This window comes from Bradyrhizobium sp. R2.2-H (assembly GCF_004346455.1).
In the GTDB taxonomy this organism is placed as follows: Bacteria; Pseudomonadota; Alphaproteobacteria; order Rhizobiales; family Xanthobacteraceae; genus Bradyrhizobium; species Bradyrhizobium diversitatis.
The window spans coordinates 50,946-72,081 of record NZ_SMBR01000006.1; the positions used below are offsets into that span (position 1 = coordinate 50,946).

Annotated in this window: 16 protein-coding genes and 1 pseudogene; 14 read left to right on the top strand and 3 right to left on the bottom strand. The window is 64.4% G+C overall.

Annotation, left to right across the window (positions count from 1 at the left end):
• Positions 1-50: 50 nt before the first annotated feature.
• The 6 genes and pseudogenes from EDE08_RS39660 to EDE08_RS17020 all read left to right on the top strand — a co-directional run.
• Positions 51-308: pseudogene (locus EDE08_RS39660) on the top strand (STN domain-containing protein); the annotation flags it as partial.
• A gap of 220 nt (positions 309-528) precedes the next feature.
• Positions 529-3,408, top strand: a complete 2,880-nt coding sequence (locus tag EDE08_RS17000; RefSeq protein ID WP_165935986.1) for a TonB-dependent receptor domain-containing protein — start codon at positions 529-531, stop codon at positions 3,406-3,408.
• A 104-nt stretch (positions 3,409-3,512) separates the two neighbouring features.
• Positions 3,513-4,136 (top strand): biliverdin-producing heme oxygenase, encoded by a 624-nt coding sequence (locus EDE08_RS17005; RefSeq protein WP_131870261.1) that lies wholly within the window; start codon positions 3,513-3,515, stop codon positions 4,134-4,136.
• Between the two features lie 345 nt (positions 4,137-4,481).
• A complete protein-coding gene (exbB, locus tag EDE08_RS17010; protein WP_245524806.1) occupies positions 4,482-5,438 on the top strand; it encodes a tonB-system energizer ExbB in 957 nt (318 codons plus the stop codon).
• A 5-nt stretch (positions 5,439-5,443) separates the two neighbouring features.
• Positions 5,444-5,935 (top strand): TonB system transport protein ExbD, encoded by a 492-nt coding sequence (gene exbD, locus EDE08_RS17015; RefSeq protein WP_131870197.1) that lies wholly within the window; start codon positions 5,444-5,446, stop codon positions 5,933-5,935.
• Complete coding sequence (locus EDE08_RS17020; protein ID WP_131870196.1) at positions 5,932-6,762, top strand: energy transducer TonB family protein; 831 nt, start codon at positions 5,932-5,934, stop codon at positions 6,760-6,762. The genes exbD and EDE08_RS17020 overlap by 4 nt, the downstream gene beginning before the upstream one ends.
• 292 nt (positions 6,763-7,054) lie before the next feature.
• Here the strand turns inward: EDE08_RS17020 and EDE08_RS17025 are convergent, their stop codons facing one another.
• Positions 7,055-7,915, bottom strand: coding sequence for an AraC family transcriptional regulator (locus EDE08_RS17025; RefSeq protein ID WP_131870195.1), 861 nt, complete (start codon positions 7,913-7,915; stop codon positions 7,055-7,057).
• A 212-nt stretch (positions 7,916-8,127) separates the two neighbouring features.
• Between EDE08_RS17025 and EDE08_RS17030 the strand changes: the two genes are divergently transcribed.
• From EDE08_RS17030 to EDE08_RS17065, 8 genes are all read left to right on the top strand, one after another.
• The gene (locus EDE08_RS17030; protein WP_131870194.1) at positions 8,128-9,705 is read left to right on the top strand and encodes an ABC transporter substrate-binding protein; all 1,578 of its coding nucleotides are present in this window, start codon (positions 8,128-8,130) and stop codon (positions 9,703-9,705) included.
• A complete protein-coding gene (locus EDE08_RS17035; RefSeq protein ID WP_131870193.1) occupies positions 9,702-10,703 on the top strand; it encodes an ABC transporter permease in 1,002 nt (333 codons plus the stop codon). The genes EDE08_RS17030 and EDE08_RS17035 overlap by 4 nt, the downstream gene beginning before the upstream one ends.
• On the top strand, positions 10,703-11,536 hold the full coding sequence (locus EDE08_RS17040) for an ABC transporter permease (protein ID WP_131870192.1): 834 nt from the start codon (positions 10,703-10,705) through the stop codon (positions 11,534-11,536). The genes EDE08_RS17035 and EDE08_RS17040 overlap by 1 nt, the downstream gene beginning before the upstream one ends.
• The gene (locus tag EDE08_RS17045) at positions 11,533-13,221 is read left to right on the top strand and encodes a dipeptide ABC transporter ATP-binding protein (RefSeq protein WP_131870191.1); all 1,689 of its coding nucleotides are present in this window, start codon (positions 11,533-11,535) and stop codon (positions 13,219-13,221) included. The genes EDE08_RS17040 and EDE08_RS17045 overlap by 4 nt, the downstream gene beginning before the upstream one ends.
• Complete coding sequence (locus EDE08_RS17050) at positions 13,218-14,513, top strand: ArgE/DapE family deacylase (RefSeq protein ID WP_131870190.1); 1,296 nt, start codon at positions 13,218-13,220, stop codon at positions 14,511-14,513. The genes EDE08_RS17045 and EDE08_RS17050 overlap by 4 nt, the downstream gene beginning before the upstream one ends.
• A gap of 40 nt (positions 14,514-14,553) precedes the next feature.
• A complete protein-coding gene (locus tag EDE08_RS17055; RefSeq protein WP_131870189.1) occupies positions 14,554-15,189 on the top strand; it encodes a pyridoxamine 5'-phosphate oxidase family protein in 636 nt (211 codons plus the stop codon).
• A gap of 492 nt (positions 15,190-15,681) precedes the next feature.
• Positions 15,682-17,142 carry a sensor histidine kinase gene (locus EDE08_RS17060; RefSeq protein ID WP_131870188.1) on the top strand — a complete coding sequence of 487 codons (1,461 nt, stop codon included), beginning with the start codon at positions 15,682-15,684 and terminating at the stop codon, positions 17,140-17,142.
• Positions 17,139-20,126, top strand: coding sequence for a bifunctional [glutamine synthetase] adenylyltransferase/[glutamine synthetase]-adenylyl-L-tyrosine phosphorylase (locus EDE08_RS17065; RefSeq protein WP_131870187.1), 2,988 nt, complete (start codon positions 17,139-17,141; stop codon positions 20,124-20,126). The genes EDE08_RS17060 and EDE08_RS17065 overlap by 4 nt, the downstream gene beginning before the upstream one ends.
• Here EDE08_RS17065 and EDE08_RS17070 read toward each other — a convergent pair.
• Both EDE08_RS17070 and fdhD read right to left on the bottom strand, forming a co-directional pair.
• Entirely contained in the window at positions 20,083-20,316 is a 234-nt protein-coding gene (locus EDE08_RS17070; RefSeq protein WP_165935987.1) for a formate dehydrogenase subunit delta, read from the bottom strand. The two genes, EDE08_RS17065 and EDE08_RS17070, sit on opposite strands and share 44 nt — an antisense overlap.
• Entirely contained in the window at positions 20,306-21,133 is an 828-nt protein-coding gene (gene fdhD / locus EDE08_RS17075) for a formate dehydrogenase accessory sulfurtransferase FdhD (protein ID WP_131870185.1), read from the bottom strand. Before fdhD ends, EDE08_RS17070 begins: the two co-directional genes overlap by 11 nt.
• Between the last annotated feature and the right edge of the window lie 3 nt (positions 21,134-21,136).

Consider the following 21,136-nt stretch of genomic DNA (forward strand, 5'->3'; position numbering starts at 1 on the left):
GGATCGAGGTTGCATTCCTGGCGACGACGGCGATGTTTGCGACGAACATGATGTCGTCGGCAGCCATTGCGCAGACTGCGCAGAATCCGAGCAGCGCCGCCGTCCGAATCTATGCGATTCCGGCTGGACCTCTCGCCACCGCGCTCAATCGCTTCGCCGACGCCTCGCAGCTTCAATTGGTCTATAGCGGCGTCATCGCGCGCGGCCGCCAAACCGGCGGTCTCAATGGCGCGTTCACGCCGCAGCAGGCGATAGCGCAGCTTCTGACGGGATCAGGCCTGTCCTATCGCTTCACCAGCGGCAACGCCGTCACGATCTTCGATCCGGCAAACAAGGAGGCCGGCGCGCCGCCTCCCTCCGACGGTTCGCTTCTCCTCGATACGATCGACGTCACGGCCAATCGGCCCGACGGCTTCACGCCCGATACGCCCTATGAGACGCCTGGCTCCGTCTCGCATGTCTCGCGCGAGCAGATCGACCGCGTGCCGCCCACGTCCGCCGGCGACGTGTTCGTCAACGGCGCCCGGCGTGATCTCGGCGGGCAGCCATGTCGGCACCTCGATCAATCCCAACATCCGCGGTCTTCAGGGCATGGGACGCGTCGCGACCATGGTCGACGGCGCGCGACAGACCACGAGCTCCTACCGCGGCTATATCGGAAATCGCGACGAGACCTATGTCGATCCCGACCTGATCGGCGGCATCGACATCTCCAAAGGGCCGAGCACCGGCGTCGGGGTCGGCGGTATCGCCGGCACGATCAATCTGCGCACCCTCGATCCGGGCGACATCGTCAAGGACGGCCAGTCCTACGGTGTTCGTCTCAAGGGCACGGTCGGCACCAATGCGGTGACGGAACGCGCGCCGAGCTTCCTGTCCAGCACCACGATCAACCCAGTCAGCGAGGGCCGTCCATCGTTCTTCAACGGCGGCTCCCAGTCGGGCAGTGCGGCCGTTGCAGCGATCAAGGAGAATTACGAATTCGTGGTTGCCTATTCGAAGCACGTCCAGGGCAACTATTTCGCCGGGACGGACGTGCCTGCCGGCATCACGTTCAAGCCGGCGGCGAACGCCAATGCGCTCGTCGGCCCCGGCCAGGAAGTGTTCAACACGTCGGAGAATACCGACTCGTTCCTGGCCAAGGGAAAGCTGAAATGGGACGACGGCCAATCTCTCGAGCTCGGCTACCTCTCGTATAATTCGCGCTATGGCGAGATCGACGAGCTCAGCTATCAGTTCGCGCTGAACTCGGGGATCCTGCAATATGGCCAGTTTCCGCTCTCGGAAACGCATGTCGATACCTACACGGCCAAGTACAAGTTTCAGCCGTCGGACAATCCCCATGTCAACTTCCGGGCCAATCTCTGGCTGAGCGACTCGGCATCGGAGCGTCATGGCCTGCTGCCGGGGCCCTCGGGGATGACGACCCTTGGCGGCGATACCGGCAACACGTCGGTGTTCGCCACGTCTCTCGGCCAGCTCACCTGGGACAATGGCGTGGAGTTCACGCGCGAGCACGCGACGGCGGAGCAGTTCGCGAGTTCGATTACCGGATCGGAAGGCTGGGAGACCAACGGCCCCTCGGGCGTGCGGCTGATGACCGGAACGTTCAGCAACGCAAGCCTGAAGCCGATCAGCTGGCTGACGCTTTCCGGTGGACTGCGCTACGACCACTACAACTCCGAGGGGGAGGGGTATCTCACCAAGTTTCCGGATCGCTCCGGCGGACGCGCGAGCCCCAATGCCGGCATCACCATTTCGCCGGTTGAAGGCATTCAGTTCTATGGTCAGTATAAGGAAGGCTTCCGTCCGCCGAGTCTTCGCGAATCCCATTGGCACTATCAGGGGCTGCTCTGGAACAACCCGAACCTGCAGCCCGAGATCTCCAAGAACTACGAAGGCGGCGTGAACATCCTGCGCAATGACGTCGTCCGCGCCGGTGACAAGCTTCGCGTCAAGCTGTCCTATTTCGACAATCACTACGACGATTACATCGTCCGCTTCCAGACGGGGGACGAAGGCGTCACGGGTGATCACAAATACCAATGGTACAACATCCACGGCGCAAACTTCCGCGGCTTCGAGATCTCCGGCGGATACGACGCAGGATCGGTCTTCCTCGAAGGCAATTTCACGAAATACACGAAGATTGAATATTGCGAGACCGCCTCCACCTGCGCGCCGCCGCTCTCTACGGCGGTTGCCAGCGCGACGGGTGCACTCAAGAATGACTACGCCGCGAACTATATCCCGCCGGAATATTCCGGAAGCGTCACGGCGGGCATCCGGCTGTTCGACCAGAGACTGACATTGGGTGCGCGGACGCAATTCTCCTCGGCGCGCTCGGGCAGCGTCTGGCCGCCATCCGGCTCGGCGACGTTCAGCTGGCCGTCCTACCGCGTGTACGACCTCTTCGGCAGTTACAAGATCGACGCCAATTCCATTGTGAACTTCAGTGTCGAGAACATCACCGATCAATACTATTTCGGCGCGCTCACCTCGATCGGCGTCCCGTCTCCAGGCCGTACGGCCCGTGTCAGCTACACGACGACGCTGGACGACACCAGTCCGCTGGTCCGCAAGCTCCCACAAGTCAAATTGGGCAATGCCTCGCTCGGCGCGCCGGGAAGCGACTGGACCGGCTTGTATGTTGGCGGGCATCTCGGCTACGGCCTGGGCAAGAGCCGGGGCGTGACCAAGACCGGCAACGGAACGCCTGACGCCGTCGCCGCGACGGAGTCGGCCAACGTCGACGTCTCCGATCTCACGAGGGGATTCCAGGGCGGATTCAACTATCAGTTCGCCAACCGCCTGGTGATCGGCGCCGAGGGCGAGTTCTCCTGGACCAAGCTGAGGGCCACGCAGGAGGCCATCGCAACCGAGTCGCCGCAGCTGGCGGCGGGTAGCTTCCTCCAGGCCAAGACCGACTACAGATTTGATTGGACGGCTTCGCTGCGTGCGCGGCTCGGTTACGCCTTCGATCGCACCTTGCTCTATGCGGCAGGCGGCATCGCGTTCCTGAACGAGACCGAAACGCGCACGCAATATCTGGCACAGACCGGCGCGGTGGCCGGCACACAGGTGAGGTTCATGGAACAAGCCTCGGCGGTACGCCGCGGTTGGACCTTGGGCGCCGGCTTCGAGTACGCGCTCACCAATCATTGGACGCTGAAGGGCGAGTATTCCTATGACCATTTCGGCAATCAGGAATTCCTCTTCCCGGGTGCCACCGCCGGAGCCATAGGTCCATCGACCGTGAGGGTCTGCGTTGTGTTTCTGCCGAACGGCACATGCCGTGTCTACACCAACCGGACAGTGCCGGGCTCCTCCCAAACCACCAACGGACGCAAGGCGGAGAACGACCTCGACCTGCATGCAATCAAATTCGGCGTGAACTACCGCTTCTGATCGTTCCGATGGTGAGGACAGCAATCCGGATCGGCTTCGACATGACGAACGAGCAGGTACCACTTTCGGATCAGATCAATCGCGCCTTCAGGGAGAACCAGCGCATGAGCACCGTCGACGTCGAAACGTCTCTCGAAACCAGCCGGTCCAGACGCCTCAAAGCCGAGACGGAGGGGCAGCACAACAGTCTCGATGAATCGATCATGGCGCAAAACCCCTTCGCCAGCCGTGAGAGGTATGGCCGCTTCGTCAACGTGCAGCATGAATTCCATCGGACGATCGATCCGCTTTATTCCAGTCCGAGGCTCGGTCAATTGCTGCCCGACCTCGCAAGCCGGCGGCGGTTTGGATTGATCGGACAGGATCTGGGCGATCTGGGCGTCGCGCCGATCGTCGTCCGCGGCGAAGCCGAATTCAGCCATGCGGACGCCGGGATCGACCTGCCGACGGCGCTCGGCTGGCTCTACGTCGCGGAGGGCTCGAATCTCGGCGCGGCGTTTTTGCTCAAGGCCGCCGGAAGACTCGGCTTGTCGGAGGTCTTCGGCGCCCGCCATCTGGCGGCAGCACCAGAGGGGCGCGCCGCGCATTGGAAGGCGTTCACGGCGGCGCTCGATGCCGTGAACCTCTCCGGCCCCGAGGAGGAACGTGCCGTCGCCGGAGCGCGAGCTGCTTTTTCCCGCGTGCAGGAGCTGGTGTCCCGTCTGCTGCATCCAGCGGCGGGGAAATGACGGCGAGCGAATAGCCACTGATAAGAGGCCATGATGAGCGCTGAATTGGTTTTTGCTGCATCGTTCTTTGTCTTCTTGAACACTTGCACGGTCTTCACTTGCCTGCCCGAAGGAAAGCGCCTTTGGGTCATGCAAGCGATCGTAGCGTTCGTCGTCGGCGTCTTCGTCAAGGGCTTTCCTTCGCGTGAGGATGGGCAAACCGCAAGCCAGCGAAAACTGATCGTTTCAGAAGCTAGCCAGCCAGCGGTGCGCATCATTTGCCGATCGGTCGGTGACGCGGAGGATGCGCGGACGTCGAACGCCTCCGTGAATGTGAGCTGGAAAAGACGATGGGAAGGACGCGACATGACACGCTCGGAGAAGCGGCGTTGGACGATGACGACGATCGTGCTGATCGTCACCTTGGCGTCGGGATTATCCTGCGCGGTGGCAGAGCAGCCGGACACGCCGCCTGCCGCGAGCCTCACTGCTCCGGCCAGCCAGCCGGTTTCGGCAGAGGCTGCAGAGGCGGTCAAGCCGGTCTTGGCCGGGACCGTCCCGGCCGTTCGTTCCGAGGGTTCGTCGCGGAGCCCGGACCCGCGCGCCGGCATGCCGCATGACCTGTCACCGCTGGGAATGTTTGCTGCGGCCGATTGGGTGGTCAAGGGCGTGATGGTCGGCCTTGCCTTTGCGTCGCTCGTGACCTGGATGGTGCTGTTCGTGAAGGCTGTCGAGATTGCCTGCGCGCAGGCGCGGGCCCAACGCGCGTTCGACGTCATCACGGTTTCGGACAGCCTCGCCGCAGCCGAAGACGCACTGATCGAGCGCGGTGGGCCTGCCGCCTTCATGGTGCGATCGGCCAGCGAGGAAATGGCGCGCTCGGCGGCGGCGCTGGACTTTGCCGGCAATGTCGGTCTCAAGGAGCGTGTCATTTCGAGGCTTGTCCGTATCGAGGCCCAGGCCGGCCGGCGCCTGACCCGGGGTACCGGGCTCTTGGCGACGATCGGTTCGACCGCTCCCTTTGTCGGCCTGTTCGGGACGGTGTGGGGCATCATGAACGCCTTCATCGGTATCTCGCAGGCACAGACCACCAATCTCGCCGTGGTCGCGCCCGGCATCGCCGAGGCCCTGCTCGCCACTGCGATGGGTCTCGTCGCGGCGATTCCGGCGGTGGTCCTCTACAATGTGTTCGCCCGCACCATCACCGGCTATCGCCAATTGCTCGCCGACGTGGCGGCCGGGGTCGAACGCCTCGTCAGCCGCGATCTCGATTTCCGCAAGGTTCCGGACGCGCGGGCGGCGCTTCCGCTGGCAGCCGAGTAGACGTCATGGCCGGTGGAATACGCGAACGCGTCGATGACGGACTCGAAGAGAGCCACGACATCAATGTCACGCCGTTCATCGACGTGATGCTGGTGCTCCTCATCATCTTCATGGTGGCGGCTCCGCTCGCGACAGTCGATATCCATGTCGACTTGCCGGCGTCGACCGCCCAGCCTGTACCCCGTCCCGACAGGCCGCTCTATCTGTCCCTGAAGGAAGATCTGACAGTCGCTCTCGGCAACGACCCGGTGGCGCGCGAGAGCCTTCAGGCCGCACTGGACGGCGCCACGCAAGGCAACAAGGACACGCGCATCTTCGTGCGAGCCGACAGGACGGTCGACTACCAGCATCTCATGGAGGTGATGAACTTGCTGCGGGGGGCCGGCTATCTGAAGGTCGCGCTGGTCGGCCTTGAGCTCGCACCCGCACCGGCGACGGTCGATAGCGCCGTTCCCGGAAAAGATCCGACGTCGTCGCCGGCGACAGGTGCACCGTGAATCGTTTCGGCGGATTCGTCACGCGCGAGGTCAGGCTTGCGGAGGCGGTGCTCTGGGTCTCCGGTGCAGTCTTTACGATTGCGTTCCATGCAGGGATCGCAGCCTGGCTGCTGCGATCCGACCTCGTGGTTGCCGCCGCCGACGCGCCGCCCACGGCCGTCATGATCGAATTGGCCGAGACGCCGCAGGCGGCGATGACGGAAATGAACGAGCCCACGCCGGCGTTGAGATCCGTCGAGGAAAACGTCGCCCAGCTCGAGCAGAAGCAGGAGGAGACGCCCAAGGACCCGCCCAAGGACCCGCCGCCCGAACCGACGGTCGAACCCGAGCCTGTCGAGCAGGTGGTCAGGGAGAAACCGCCACACCTGGAGAAGGTCGAGGTTTCGCTACCGGCGGCCAGGCCCAAAATGGCAAAGCGAACGCAGAAGCCAAAACCGCGCAAGGAGCACGCCGCAACGGAAGCCCAAGCCGCGATCCGCGCCCAGGCACAAGCCCAACAATCGAGCCGCACCGCCGCCGCGCAGACGGCGTCTGGGGCCTCCTCCCTGTCACCTGCCAGCTGGCAATCGCTCCTGATGGGACATCTGGAACGGCACAAGCGCTATCCGTCAGGTGCCCAGTCGAGGGGCGAGGGCGGCGTTGCCTACGTGCGCTTCTCCATCGATGAGAGAGGCAATGTGCTCTCCGCAAGCCTCGCCCGTTCGGCAGGCTCAGCTGAACTCGACCGAGAGGTGATCGCGCTGGTGCACCGTGCCTCGCCGGTACCGGCACCTCCGGCGGGCGCCAGGCGATCCATCACGGCGCCTGTACGCTTCAGCACGCGATGACACATCATGGTTCTGCTGCAAGATGGTCTGTGTGACTGCGGTATCCGGGGCGTCAGGTGCCATCTGTTCTTTCGATGCGTGGGTGATTGCAGTGCCGAGCTCCGCGGTGGCACTATTCCTCACCGTAGCGCGCTGCGCCGGTCATGTACTCGAGCTACGCGCGTGCCGCATCACATCGAAATTGAGAGGCGCTTGCTTCGCGTGAACGCACGGGCTAGCGCGACCACCTTTACTACAAGATGGCTTTCTCAGCGCGGCTTGCCTCTCGACGAACCGGCGTCGTCGCTAGCGACTAGCGCAGTACGACTTCTCGATCTGTCCAACGAAGATAATGCCGCGGTGCAGCGCCAAGTTCGCGCTTGAACATGGCGGCGAATGCGCTCGGGCTGTCATAGCCCACGTCCAGCGCTACGCATGTGACGGGTTCGCCTGCGCCCAGGCGTGCCAAAGCTTCCAAGAGCCGCACGCGTTGTCGCCACACTGAAAAGCTCTGACCGGTCTCGCGGCGGAACAGCCTCGTCAGCGTTCGCCGGCTGAGGCTGCATTTGTCGGCCCAGTCGTCGAGCGTGAGGTCCGATGAGGGGTCGCCAAGCACTGCCTTGCAGATCGCCGCAAGGCGGGGGTCCGGTGGCACCTGCACGTGAAGCGTCACCTCCGGCATGTGTAAGATCTCGGCGAGCAGGAGTTCGAGAAGCTTGCCGTCGCGTCCGTCCTGGTCGTAGGTCTGCGGCATCCGCACCGCCTCGTCCATCAGGGCTTCGACGAGCGAGGATGCACGAATCAGGCGGCACGTCTCCGACGTTTCTCGCCGGCGATCAGGCGTGACATAGATCGTCTGGGCCTCGACTTCACCCCAGGCGCGCGACTGATGTACAACGCCAGCCGGAATCCATAAACCATGCCCGGGTGGAACCACGAAATGACCGCGCTCGGTCATCATCGCCGTGACGCCGGTGATCTGCAGGATGAACTGGTCGCGCCGATGTGCGTGCCGCGTGCTGGTGCTCTCGTTCGGATAAGTTGCGGTCATCGCGGCGACCGGCCGCGCGATCGTCTGAAGTTGTCCCGCATAGTTGGCGGCCGCTGCGGGGCCCTCCTGTTTGCTGCAAATGCGCAATTCGCTGGTCACATCTCGCCGCGTTACGACTTTCACGTGTCGTGAACTCCCGATCCAAGTCCTTTTCTGCAAGGCTCTTATGCATCTTCCGGGCCAGATATGGCCCGATCGCGATGGTTCTTGTCCCCGGTCAGGTAGCGCGGGACAGGGCGTTTGGCAACAATGCTCGCGCCGGCCATGTTCGTCGAACCCGAATACGGCGTCTGGCAAAGTCCTTCTCACGCCGATATGCGGACACGGAGAGCTCGATGAACAGACGCGAATTCACCCAGGCCATGCTGGCCGCCGGCGCCGCTATTCCCTTCAGCATCACGCGCGCGGCCGGCCAGACCCGCGGTGGAACGCTCAACACCATCATCCAGCCCGAGCCGCCGCTGCTGGTCACCGCCTTCAACCAGCAGCAGCCGACGCTGACGCTCGGCGGCAAGATCTACGAGAGCCTTCTCAAATATGGCGCTGACCTCAAGCCGATGCCGGGGATGGCGCAGTCCTGGGAGATTTCGCCGGACGGGCTGACCTATACGTTCAAGCTGTTTCCCAACATCACCTTCCACGACGGCAAGCCGATGACGTCCGAGGACGTCGTGTTCTCCTGCATGAAGGTGTTGACCGAGACGCATCCGCGCGCGCGGCAGAATTTTGCGCGCGTCGCTTCGGCCGAGGCGCCCGATCCGCTCACCGTCGTGTTCAAGCTGAAGCAGCCCTTTGCGCCGTTCCTCGGCTGCTTTGACTGCACCTCGGCACCGATCGTGCCAAAGCACATCTATGAAGGCACCGACTACCGCAAGAACCCGCTGAACGACAAGGCGATCGGCACCGGCCCATTCAAGCTGAAGGAATGGGTGCGCGGCTCGCATGTCCATCTGGTGCGCCATGAAGGATACTATCTGAAGGACCAGCCGTATCTTGACGAGATCATCTATCGCATCATCCCGGATTCGGCATCGCGCGCGCTGGCGCTGGAGAACGGCACGGTGCAGCTCGCGCAATGGACCGACGTCGAGTTCTTCGACGTGCAGCGCTTCAAGGCGCAGAAGAACCTCGAAGTCACCACCAAGGGCTATGAGTATTTCGCGCCGCACCAGTGGCTCGAGATGAACAACCGCGTCGCGCCGATGAACGACAAGCGCTTCCGGCAGGCGGTGATGCACCTGATCGACCGCGATGCGCTCGCCAAGCGGGTCTATTTCGGCAGCGCCAAGGTCGCGACCGGCCCGATCTCGTCCAAGACGAAATTCTACGACGGCAAGGTCAAACGCTACGACTATTCGATCGACAAGGCCAAGGCGCTGCTCGACGAGATGGGGCTGAAGCCCGGCGCCAACGGCAAGCGCGCAGAGATCAAATACATCGTGCCGCCTTACGGCGAATCCTATCAGCGCGCCGGCGAGTTCTTCCGCCAGAGCTTTGCCCGCGTCGGCATCGATCTCGTCCTCGTCGGCACCGACATGGCCGGCTGGGCCGAGAAAGTCGGCAACTGGGACTATGAGATGACCCAGAACCTGCTCTACCAGCTCGGCGATCCTGCGCTCGGCGTTTCCCGCACTTACGTGTCGTCGAACATCAAGAAAGGCATCCTGTTCTCGAACACCGAAGGCTATTCCAACCCCGAGGTCGACAGGCTGTTCGACGAGGCCGCCGTCACGCTCGACGAGGCCAAGCGACAGGAGCTCTATTCCAAGGTGCAGCAGATTCTGGTCGAGGACGTGCCGGTCGCCTGGACGCTGGAGCTCGAATACCCCATCATCTACGACAAGGCGTTCAAGAACATCGTGTCGACCGGCATCGGCTCGCACGAAACCTTCGGGTCGGTCTACAAATCGTGATCCGTCTCGGCAGCGCGGCGACGATCGGGCTGATGGCGCTGAGCCGGATTGCCCAGCTCGTCGCCGTCATCCTCGTCATCGCCACTTTCAACTTCGTGCTGGTGCGGGCCGCCCCTGGCGATCCCGCCCAGGTCATGGCCGGCCAATCCGGCGCGTCCGACCCGAAGCTGCTGGAAGATCTGCGCCAGGAATATGGGCTCGACAAGCCCTACGCCGTGCAGCTCGCAAGCTATCTCGGCCGCGTCGTCAGGCTCGACCTCGGCTATTCCTACCGCCAGCGCCGCGCGGTGGTCGATCTCATCCTGGAGCGGCTGCCGGCGACGCTGCTGTTGACGGTGACGGCCTTCTGCCTCGCGCTGCTGATCGGCACGATCCTCGGCGCGCTCGCTGGGCTGGCGGCGGGCAGCGTGCTCGATACGGTCTTCACCGTGCTGTCGCTGGTGCTTTATGCGACGCCGGTGTTCTGGCTGGGGCTGATGCTGGTGCTGGTCTTTTCCGTGACACTCGGCTGGCTGCCGCCGTTCGGTTACGAGACCATCAACGTCAAGCTCTCGCCGCTGGAGCATGCGCTCGACATCGCCAAGCACATGATCATGCCGGTGACTTCGCTCGCGGCGATCTATCTCGCGATCTATGCCCGGCTGATGCGCTCCTCGATCATCGAGGTCGCGCAGCAGGATTTCATCAAGACCGCGCGCGCCAAGGGCCTGTCGGGTCCGAGCATCGTCGTCGGTCACATGCTGCGTAACGCGCTGGTGCCGGTCGTCACGGTCGCCGGCATGCAGGCGGGCGCACTCGTCGGGGGCGCCGTGGTCATCGAGACGGTGTTCGCCTGGCCGGGCCTCGGCCGGCTGACCTTCGATGCGCTGCTCCAGCGTGATTATCCCGTGCTGCTCGGCATCTTTCTCATCCTGTCGATCGTGGTCATCGTGCTCAATCTGCTGACCGATCTGATCTACAGGCTGATCGATCCCCGCATGACGACGGGAGCTGCGTGATGGATGCGATCCGCGCCTTCCTGCGTCATCCCTCAGGGATGGTCGGCCTCGTCGTGCTGCTTGTCGTGGTCGTCATCGCGCTCATCGCGCCCATCGTCTTTCCGGTCTCGCCCTGGGAAATGGTCAGCGCGCCGTTCACGCCGCCCGGCGAAGACGGCCTGCTGTTCGGCGGCGACACGCTCGGCCGCGACGTTGCGGCCGGCGTTGCCTATGGTGCCCGCGTCTCGCTCGTGATCGGCATCGCCTCGGCCATGGCGGCGATGGTGATCGGCGTCACGATCGGCGCGATTTCAGGCTATTTCGGCGGCAAGGTCGATCTCGTGCTGATGCGGATGACGGAGCTGTTCCAGACCATCCCGGCCTTCGTGCTTGCGATCCTGTTGGTTGCGACCTTCAACCCGTCGCTGCGCACGATCATCCTGACCATCGGCGCGGTGAGCTGGCCGCCGCTGGCGCGCCTCACCCGCGCCGAGTTCCTGCGCCTGCGCAACCGGGAGTTCGTCGAAGCCGCGCTGTGCCAGGGTGAGGGCACCTTGCGGATCGTGCTCGGCCATATCCTGCCCAATGCGATCTCGCCGATCCTGGTCGTGACCTCGCTGACCGTCGCGACCGCCATCCTGCTCGAGAGCGCGCTGTCCTTCATGGGCCTCGGCGATCCCAATCTGATGTCCTGGGGTTTCATGATCGGCGCCGGCCGCACCGTGATCCGCAATGCCTGGTGGATGAGTGTGTTCCCGGGTCTCGCTATCCTCATTACCGTGCTCGCGATCAATCTGTTCGGCGAGGGTCTGTCCGATGTCCTCAATCCGCGTGTGTCGAGGCGCCGGTCATGAGCGACGCCGTGCAAGCCAAGGCACCCGTTCTGTCGGTCGAGGGGCTCTCGATCGCGCTACCCGAAGGCGGCGATCGTTCGTTCGCGGTCGAGAACGTCTTCTTCGAGGTCAAGCCCAACGAAGTCGTCTGCCTCGTCGGCGAATCCGGCTCGGGCAAGTCGATGATCGCCCATGCGGTGCTGTCGCTGCTGCCGAAGAGCGTCAATATTGCCGCGGGCGCCGTGACCGTCGCGGGGCAAAATCCGGAAAAGCTCGACCGGCAGGCGCTGCGCCGCCTGCGCGGCGGCGAAGCCGCGATGATCTTTCAGGAGCCGTTGTCCTCGCTGAACCCGCTCAAGCGGGTCGGCAGGCAGATCGAGGAGATGATCCTCAGCCATCAAAAGCCGATGCCGTCGGCAATTGAGGTGCACGAACGCGTGCAGCAGCTCCTGACGCAGGTCGGCCTGCCAAATCCAAAGCTGCTTGAGAAGAGCTATCCGTTCGAGCTGTCCGGCGGACAGCGCCAGCGCGTCATGATCGCGATGGCGATGGCCAATCGCCCGGCGCTCCTGATCGCTGACGAGCCGACCACAGCGCTCGACGTCACCACCCAACGTCAGATCCTGCGCCTGATCGACGATCTCCGACGCGACCGCGGCATGGGCGTGCTGTTGATCACCCATGATTTTGGCGTCGTTGCCGATGTCGCCGACCGCGTCGTGGTGCTTCGTCATGGCAAGGTGGTGGAGCAGGGGACGGTCGAGGAAGTCCTGCGCAATCCTAAGGCTGACTACACCCGCGAGTTGATCGATGCGGTGCCGAAGGCGCGGCTCGATGAGATCCGCCGCACCGCGGTCCATCCTACACCGCTGCTCGAAGTCATCGGTCTTGAGAAGACATTCCGGGTCAAGCGCGGCCTGTTGCAGCCGCCGCGCGAGGTCGTCGCGGCGGACGGCATCTCGCTGACGCTGCATGAGGGCGAGACGCTCGCCGTCGTCGGCGAATCCGGGTCCGGCAAGTCGACGCTCGGGCGCATGATCATGCGTCTGACCGAGCCGGATGGCGGTGCGATCCGCTTCAACGGCCAGGATCTCCGCCGGCTCCGCGGCGAGGCGCTCCGCCAGGCGCGAAAGCAGCTCCAGATCGTGTTCCAGGATCCGTTTGCGAGCCTCGATCCGCGCCAGAAGGTCGGCGATGCCATTGCGCGCGGACCAATGGCCTTTGGCACGTCGCGCACGGAAGCGATGGAGCAGGCGAGGAAGCTGCTGGTGCGAGTTGGTCTCAATGCCGTCGCCGCCGATCGTTACCCCCACGAATTCTCCGGTGGCCAGCGCCAGCGCATCTGTATTGCGCGCGCACTGGCACTCGAGCCGCGCGTGCTGATCGCCGACGAAGCCGTGTCGGCGCTCGACGTTTCCGTCCAGGCTCAGGTGCTGGCGCTGCTTGCCGAGCTCCGTCAGGAGATGAAGCTCGCCATGATCTTCATCACCCACGACCTGCGGATCGCCGCCGAGATCGCCGACCGCGTCATCGTGCTACAGAAGGGGCGCATCGTGGAGGAAGGCGCGACCGCGGACGTTTTCACGGCCCCTCAAGCCGCCTACACGCGCGACCTGCTCGATGCGATCCCGGGCCGCGATTTCTTCGACCAGCCGGGCTTTGCCAGCGTGACCGGCGCACGACCGACAGCAAGGATGAGTTCATGACCGACAACCTTCCCCTTCCAGCCGGCGCGCGCGAGCGTATCGAGGCCGCTGTGGATGCCGCCTTCGACAAGCAGATCGACACCACGATCGCGTTCACGGCGATCCCGAGCACGCGCGCGGCGGAGGCGCCCTGTCAGGACATGTTCGCAAAGCTGTTGCGCGATCGCGGCTACGAGGTCGATGACTGGGTCATCAACCAGGACGATCTCAAGACCCTGCCGGGCTATGGTCCGGTCGAGACCGATTTCTCGCGCGCCCGCAGTGTCGTCGGCACCTACCGTCCGGCGAAGGAAGAGGGCCGCTCGCTGATCCTCCAGGGTCATTGCGACGTCGTGCCTGCCGGCCCGCTCGACATGTGGGAGCGGCCGCCGTTCCAGCCGGTGGTCGAGAACGGCTGGCTCTATGGCCGCGGCGCCGGCGACATGAAGTCCGGTACCATCTCGGCGCTCTATGCGCTCGATGCGATCAAGGCCGCGGGCTACAGGCCCAAGGGCCGCATCCACCTGCAATCGGTGATCGAGGAGGAGAGCACCGGTCTCGGCGCGCTCTCCACACTTCAGCGCGGCTATCGTGCCGATGCCTGCATCTTGCCCGAGCCGACCGACGAGAAGCTGATGCGCGCCCAGGTCGGCGTGATCTGGTTCCGCCTCAAGGTGCGCGGGATTCCGGTTCACGTCGCGCGCGCCGGAACCGGCTCGAATGCGATCAAGGCTGCAATCCACCTGATCCAGAAGCTCGAAGGTCTCGAAGCCGAATGGAACGAGCGCGCCAAGACGCACCCCTCGTTCAAATCGGTCGAGCATCCGCTCAACTTCAATCCTGGAATCATCAAGGGCGGTGACTGGGCCTCCAGCGTGCCCGCCTGGTGCGATGTCGATTGCCGCATCGGTGTGCTGCCCGGCTGGAAGATCGCCGATGCCCAGGCCGAGATCGTGGATTTCGTCGCCAAGGCGGCGCGCTCGCATCCGTTCCTCGCCAACAATCCGCCGGAGATCGTCTGGTCCGGCTTCCTGTCGCCGGGCTATGACGCGACCGAGATTCAGGAAAGTGAAGCGGTTCTGGCTCCGGTCTACGAGCATGTGTTCGGCCGCAAGCTGACCAGCTTCTCGTCTACCGCGCTAACCGATGCGCGCTTCTATGGTCTCGACTTCGGCGTCCCCGCCTTCTGCTTCGGTGCCACGATGGAAGGTGCCCACGGCTTCAACGAGCGCGTTGATCTTGCCTCGGTGAAGCGGGTCACCAAGGCGCTCGCGCTGTTCACCGCGAGCTGGTGCGGAATCGAGGCCAACTAGCCGAAAGAGGGAAACTCACCTCAAAAAGGGAGGTTCGCGAATGGACAGCGAGGGTGCAGGCGGCAAGCCGCCGGTCAAGACGCAACAGGATCTCCGTGCGCATTTCGGGCAGCTCAGCCCGCTTGCCGAAAAGAAGGTTCTCGACCATCTCGACCAGTTCTGCCGCGACTTCATCGCGCTCTCCCCGTTCCTCGTCCTCGCCACCAGCGACGGCAACGGTCATGCCGATGCAAGCCCGCGCGGCGACGCGCCGGGCTTCGTCGCCGTGCTCGACGACAAGACGCTGTTGATCCCCGATCGGCGCGGCAACAACCGCGTCGACACCTTTGGCAACATCATCGCTTCGCCCGGCATCGGCTTGATCTTCCTGGTGCCCGGAATCAACGAGACCCTGCGCGTCAATGGCCGCGCCGAGATCTCGCAGGACGCCGAGCTGCTGACGCCGCTCGCGGTGCAGAACGTCGTCCCGATCATCGGACTCAAGATCCACGTCGAGGAGACCTATTTCCATTGTGGCAAGGCGCTGATGCGCTCGAAGCTCTGGAATCCGGCTGCTCAGGTCGAGCGCAACAGTTTCCCGACGCTCGGCCGGATCATCGCCGAGCAGACTGCGACCATCGCAGTCGAAGAGGCCGAGAAGACGATGGAAGAAGGATACCGTACGAGGCTCTACTGAGAATGACCAGTCTGACCTCCTGGCGACAACGGGTGCGCCGTCGCGGTCGCCAGCCCTTGCTAACTCCATCTGCGCCCGTTTGCCCGTTGGGTCGGTGAAACGGAAGGCCCACACCCGATCACCGCTCCCGCGCCCAACCAGATAGAGGCCCCCTGTCTGCATGAACGCCAGCTTGCAGGGATTTAACTTGGTTCGAATTGAGCGCCACTTTAACGTTCCGTTTCGCTTACCACTTACCGGCACGGATGCTTTGCCCGTCACGGTCAGCGAATCCACGGGAACCGGGTGCGGGTGTGTGACCGTCACGGATACTTTCAAACGGACCCATGCGCCGCCTTACCACTTTTTTTACCTTGGCCGGCTGGCGTTTAGCGATTTTTGGCGAAGACAGACGATGGCTTATCGACCTAAGGTACTGTAGATAAAGCAGAATATGAAGAGTGACGATGTTCGGTGATAGCAGACGCGGCGCTGAAATTGGAAACATGATCCGTGACGGCATTCGGTAAACTCGTCCGCACCACGGCGTTCCGGCTGACGCTGGTCTATCTGCTGCTGTTCGCGATGTTTGCGGCCTCGCTGCTTGGTTATTTCGCCTGGAATACGCGGCGACTGATCACCGAGGAGATCACGCAGACGGTCAATGCCGAGACCTCGGAGATCAACGAGATCTACGGCCGCGGCGGCATGTTTCGCCTGGTGCGCACGATCGAATATCGGGCACTGCGGCCGGGCGCCAACCTCTACCTCGTGACCACGCCGACGGGCCAGGCGATTGCCGGCAATGTCGGCTCGCTGGCGCCGGGCGTGATGGCGACGCGCGGCTGGTCGGAGACGGCCTACCGGCGGATCGAGGATACAGATGATCGCGACCATCGCGCGCTCGTTCGCGTCACCGAATTGGAAAACGGCTTCCGGCTTCTGATCGGCCGCGACCTCGCCGAGCGGCGGCGCCTGTTCGGTATCGTCGCCAAGGCGGCGCAATGGTCGGTCCTGATCGTGGTCGTGCTTGGCCTCGCCGGCGGCATTTTCGTCGCACGGAGGGTGCTGAGGCGCATCGACGCGATGACCGGCACAGCGCAGCGGATCATGACCGGAGATCTCAGCGAGCGCCTGCCCGTGGGGCGCAGCGGCGACGAAATCGATCGTCTCGCCGAGAACCTCAACGCCATGCTCGAGCGGATCGAGGCGCTGATGGCGGGCCTGAAGGAGGTCTCCGACAACATCGCCCACGACCTCAAGACGCCGTTGACGCGGCTGCGCAATCGCGCCGAGGAGGCGCTGGCGAGATCAGGCTGCGAGGCCGATTACCGTGCCGCGCTGGAGCGGACCATCGAGGAATCCGACGGGCTGATTCGTACTTTCAACGCGCTTCTGATGATCGCACGTGCCGAGTCCGGACAGGCGCGCGGCAACATGGATGATTTCGACGCCGCCGAGGTCGCCAATGGCATCCACGAGCTCTACGAGCCCCTGGCGGAGGACGACGGCATGACCTTGAAGGTGAAGGCCGATCCGACGCCGGTTCACGCCAACCGCGAGTTGATCAGCCAGGCGCTCGCCAATCTGGTCGAGAATGCGATCAAATACGGCAAGCCTGCTTCGCAGTCCCCGGGAGCCGTGGTCAGCATGGATAGCCGGCAGATCACGATCGAGGCCCGGCGTGAGGACGATCAGGTGCTGCTCAGCGTCACCGATCGCGGCCCGGGAATCCCCGAAAACGACCGCAAGCATGTCGTCGAGCGATTCGTCCGGCTGGAGGCGAGCCGCACTCTGCCGGGCTCCGGCCTCGGCCTCAGCCTCGCCTCGGCTGTTGCCACGCTGCATGGCGGAGAATTGCGGCTGGGCGATGCCCATCCCGGTCTTGTCGCCACGCTGGTGCTGCCGGCGCGCGTGGGCGCGGGCGGCAGGGTTGCTCCGCCAATGCCGGATGTGCCACAGAAGGTGGCATGAACCACTCCGCGCCGGGAAACGCGGACAAGCATGGTGAGAGGCTGGCCGCACGCTTTGCGGAGGCCCCCCATATTGCCGCTTCCACAACCGACGAACGACGTTTGGAAAGCTGGCTGGCCGAGCTCGAGCCGGCCCAATCGGCGCGTCTGGAAGCGCTCCTGGGCCACCCCTTCGCCCGCGACATCCTGGCCGGGATCGCGGAATTCTCGCCCTATCTGTTCGATCTGGTGCGCGCTGATGCCCCGCGCCTGATCCGGCTGCTCGAATGCGATCCGGACCCGCATCTCGCCGCACTGATCGCTGAGGCAAGGGGCGCGGTGCTCGCCGCCCCTGACGAGGCCGAGGTGATGCGGCTGCTTCGCCGGATGAAGGCGGAAGCCGCGCTGCTGATCGCGCTGTGCGACATTGGCGGTGTCTGGCCGGTGATGCGGGTGACGGCGGCGCTCACCGATGTTGCCGTGTCCTCCGTGCAGGCGGCGCTGCAATATCTGCTGCGGCAGGAAGCCGCACGCGGCAAGCTCTCGCCGCCCAATCCGGAGGCACCCGAAGAGGGCTGCGGGCTGATCGTGCTCGCGATGGGCAAGATGGGCGCGGGCGAGCTGAACTATTCCAGCGACATCGATCTGATCGTGTTCTTCGATCCCGATGCGACGACGCTGGCGGCGGACATCGAGCCGCAGCCGTTCTTCGTCCGTGTCACACAGGGGATGGCGCGCATCCTCCAGCAGCGCACCTATGACGGTTACGTCTTCCGCGTCGATCTGCGCCTGCGGCCCGATCCGTCCTCGACACAGGTGGCGATCGCGCGGGACGCCGCGCTGAATTACTACGAGCGGGAAGGCCGCACCTGGGAGCGCGCTGCGATGATCAAGGCGCGGGCCTGCGCCGGCGATGCCAGGGCGGGTGAAGCGCTTCTGGCGGAGATCGCGCCCTTCGTCTGGCGCAAGCACCTCGACTTCGCCGCGCTCGCCGACGTTCACGACATGAAGCGGCAGATGCAAACCTATCGTGGCCAGAGCGAGATCGCGGTCGAGGGACATAATGTCAAGGTCGGGCGCGGCGGCATCCGCGAGATCGAGTTCTTCGCCCAGACCCAGCAGCTGATTGCGGGCGGCCGCCATCCGGAATTGCGGGTGCGGCCGACGCTGAGGGCGCTCGATGTACTCGCCTCCAGCAAGTGGATCACTTCTGCGGCGCGCGACGAGCTGACGACGGCCTATGAATTCCTGCGCCGGGTCGAGCATCGCCTCCAGATGATCGCCGACGAGCAGACCCATACACTGCCTGAGGACAGGCAAGCGGTCGAGCGCTTCGCGTGGTTCTTCGGCTATCAGGATCGCGAAGCCTTTGCGCGCGACCTGTTGCACCAGCTCCAGATCGTCCAGGGTCACTACGAAAAACTGTTCGAGGGCGACGATCCGATCGGGACGGCCAGGCTGCCGGCGCTCGACTATAGTGCAGGTCCCGACGATCCGCGCCTGCTCCAGCACCTGGCGACGCTGGGCTTCAAGAAGCCGGCCGCCGTCGCGCAGACCGTGCGCGACTGGATCACCGGCGACTACCGCGTATTCCGCAATGAGGCGACGCGAAGCGCCTTCGTCGAATTCGTGCCGGCCCTGATCGACGGTCTTGCCCACGCCGAGGGGCCGGATCTCGCCGTCGTAGCGTTCGATCATTTCCTCGGAGCACTGCAGCGCGGCGGCCGGCTGATCACGCTGCTCGGCCAGAACCGCGATCTCGTCGCGCTGGTGGCGCTGGTGCTGGGGGCGGCGCCGCGGCTCGGCGAGATGCTGGCGCGGCAGCCGCAGCTCATGGATGGTCTGATCGACCCGCGCTTCTTCGGCGCCATGCCCGACAGGCAGGAATTGTCGGGCCGGCTCGCGACCACCGTGCGAGACGCGGACTCCTACGAGGAATTTCTCGATCGCCTGCGCCTGTTCGGCCAGGAGAGCCTGTTCCTGATCGGCACGCGCATCCTGTCCGGCACGGTTTCGGCGCAGCAGGCGAGCACCGCCTTTGCCGACGTCGCCGAAGGAATCGTGCACACCGTGCATGGCCTCGTCGCCGATCGCTTTGCCGCCCAGCACGGCCGGATCAAGGGGCAGGAGACCGCGATCATCGCGATGGGCCGGCTCGGCAGCCGCGAGATGACGGCCTCGTCCGATCTCGACCTGATCCTGCTCTACGATTTCGACAACGACAATCCGGACTCCGACGGACCGAAATCGCTTCACGGCGCACATTATTTCGCGCGCTTCACCCAGCGCCTGATCAGCGCCTTCACGACGCGCACCAATTACGGCGTTCTCTATGAGATCGACATGCGGCTGCGGCCGTCGGGGCGCGCCGGCCCGGTGGCCTCGAGTCTCGTTTCATTCGCGGACTACCAGGCCACCGAGGCCTGGACCTGGGAGCACATGGCGTTGACGCGCGCCCGCGTGGTGTCGGCGTCGCCCGAGTTCCGGGAACGGATCGAGCGTGTCATCCGCGATGTCCTGACCCGCCGACGCGATCCCGCAATCACGGCCAACGACGTCGCCGACATGCGGCGCGCGATCGCGCAGGAAAAGGGCGAGGCCGATTGCTGGGATATCAAGCATGCGGCCGGCGGCATGGTCGACATCGACTTCATCGCGCAATATCTCCAGCTCGTGCATGCCCACGAGAAGCCGGACATTCTCGACGTCAGCACCATGCAGGTGCTGGAAAATGCATGCAGGCTCGGCGTGCTCGCGCAGTCCGAGACCGAGATCTTGCGTGCGGCGGCGCGGCTTTATCACGACCTGACGCAGATCCTGCGGCTTTGCGTAAGCGAGCGCTTCAAGCCAGAGACCGCCGGCACCGACCTCCTGCGCGTGATGGCGCGCGCGGGCGACGCGCCGGACTTCTCGTCGCTGGAGGCGCGGGTGAAGGAGACCCAGACCGAGGTGCGGCGCGTGTTCAGGGCGCTGCTGGAAGGGACGTCGCCTGCTTCAACGAGGTGATGGCCTCGTGCACATCAGGCTCGAGGCCGGCGCCGCCGGCATCGAGATGGGCGAAGATCGCGCGCTTCATGCGGGGATCCCAGAACTTCTTGATGTGCTCGGCAATCCCAGGCACGGCCTTGTCATGGCCCTGGCTCCGGAAGAATGTGCCGATCTGGTTGGCCATGTAGATCAGGCGGTCAGGCGACATCGGCAACCTCCGTGGCATGGCGCGCGACGATCCGGCTGCCATGCGAGAATATCTCGAACCCGTCCTGCCGCGCGATCGCGATCAGCGTGATGCCGGCGGCTTCCGCCGTGCGTACCGCGAGGGCGGTCGGCGCCGACACGGCGACCATCACCGGCGCACCGATCGCGGCCGTCTTCTGCACCATCTCCACCGAGACCCGGCTCGTCAGCAGCACCATGCCGCCGCGTGCATCCGCGCGGCTGCGCGCCAGGGCGCCGGCGAGCTTGTCGAGTGCGTTGTGACGGCCGACATCCTCGCGCAGCGCGACGATGCCGCCTGCGGGGGACCAGAACGCGGCGGCGTGAACGGCGCGGGTTTGCATGTTGATCGATTGCAGGGGCGCGATCGCCTGCATCGCCGCCATGATCTGCTCCGGCGTGAAGGTCTGCCCCTGCGGCACCACGGCCGCGGGCCGCACCGCCTCGGCAATGGATTCGATGCCGCAGATGCCGCAGCCCGTGGGTCCCGCGACGTGGCGGCGGCGCTCGTTGATGCGGGCTGCATCCTCCGATGCCAGCCACATCCGCAGCTCGATGCCGTCGTCGAGACGGACCACGTCGAGAGAGCGAATGTCGTCGACCGACCCGACGATGCCTTCGTTCACGCTGAAGCCGACCGCAAAATCCTCGAGGTTCTGCGGTGTCCCCATCATGACGGCATAGGTGCCGCCATTATAGGTCAGCGCCAGCGGCGTCTCCTCCGGGATCAGCCGTGTCCCCTCTGATGCGATGCCATCGCGCCAGATCTCGCGGTCGGTGGCCTGGACCGGAACGTGCATGCG

Excerpts from the sequence above, each read along its gene's own strand:
- fdhD (WP_131870185.1), bottom strand. The coding sequence starts at position 21,133 with ATGCACGTTCCGGTCCAGGCCACCGACCGCGAGATCTGGCGCGATGGC.
- EDE08_RS17065 (WP_131870187.1), top strand. The coding sequence starts at position 17,139 with ATGAACCACTCCGCGCCGGGAAACGCGGACAAGCATGGTGAGAGGCTG.
- EDE08_RS17005 (WP_131870261.1), top strand. The coding sequence starts at position 3,513 with ATGAGCACCGTCGACGTCGAAACGTCTCTCGAAACCAGCCGGTCCAGA.
- EDE08_RS17045 (WP_131870191.1), top strand. The coding sequence starts at position 11,533 with ATGAGCGACGCCGTGCAAGCCAAGGCACCCGTTCTGTCGGTCGAGGGG.
- EDE08_RS17040 (WP_131870192.1), top strand. The coding sequence starts at position 10,703 with ATGGATGCGATCCGCGCCTTCCTGCGTCATCCCTCAGGGATGGTCGGC.
- EDE08_RS17050 (WP_131870190.1), top strand. The coding sequence starts at position 13,218 with ATGACCGACAACCTTCCCCTTCCAGCCGGCGCGCGCGAGCGTATCGAG.
- EDE08_RS17030 (WP_131870194.1), top strand. The coding sequence starts at position 8,128 with ATGAACAGACGCGAATTCACCCAGGCCATGCTGGCCGCCGGCGCCGCT.
- exbD (WP_131870197.1), top strand. The coding sequence starts at position 5,444 with ATGGCCGGTGGAATACGCGAACGCGTCGATGACGGACTCGAAGAGAGC.
- exbB (WP_245524806.1), top strand. The coding sequence starts at position 4,482 with ATGACACGCTCGGAGAAGCGGCGTTGGACGATGACGACGATCGTGCTG.
- EDE08_RS17070 (WP_165935987.1), bottom strand. The coding sequence starts at position 20,316 with ATGTCGCCTGACCGCCTGATCTACATGGCCAACCAGATCGGCACATTC.
- EDE08_RS17055 (WP_131870189.1), top strand. The coding sequence starts at position 14,554 with ATGGACAGCGAGGGTGCAGGCGGCAAGCCGCCGGTCAAGACGCAACAG.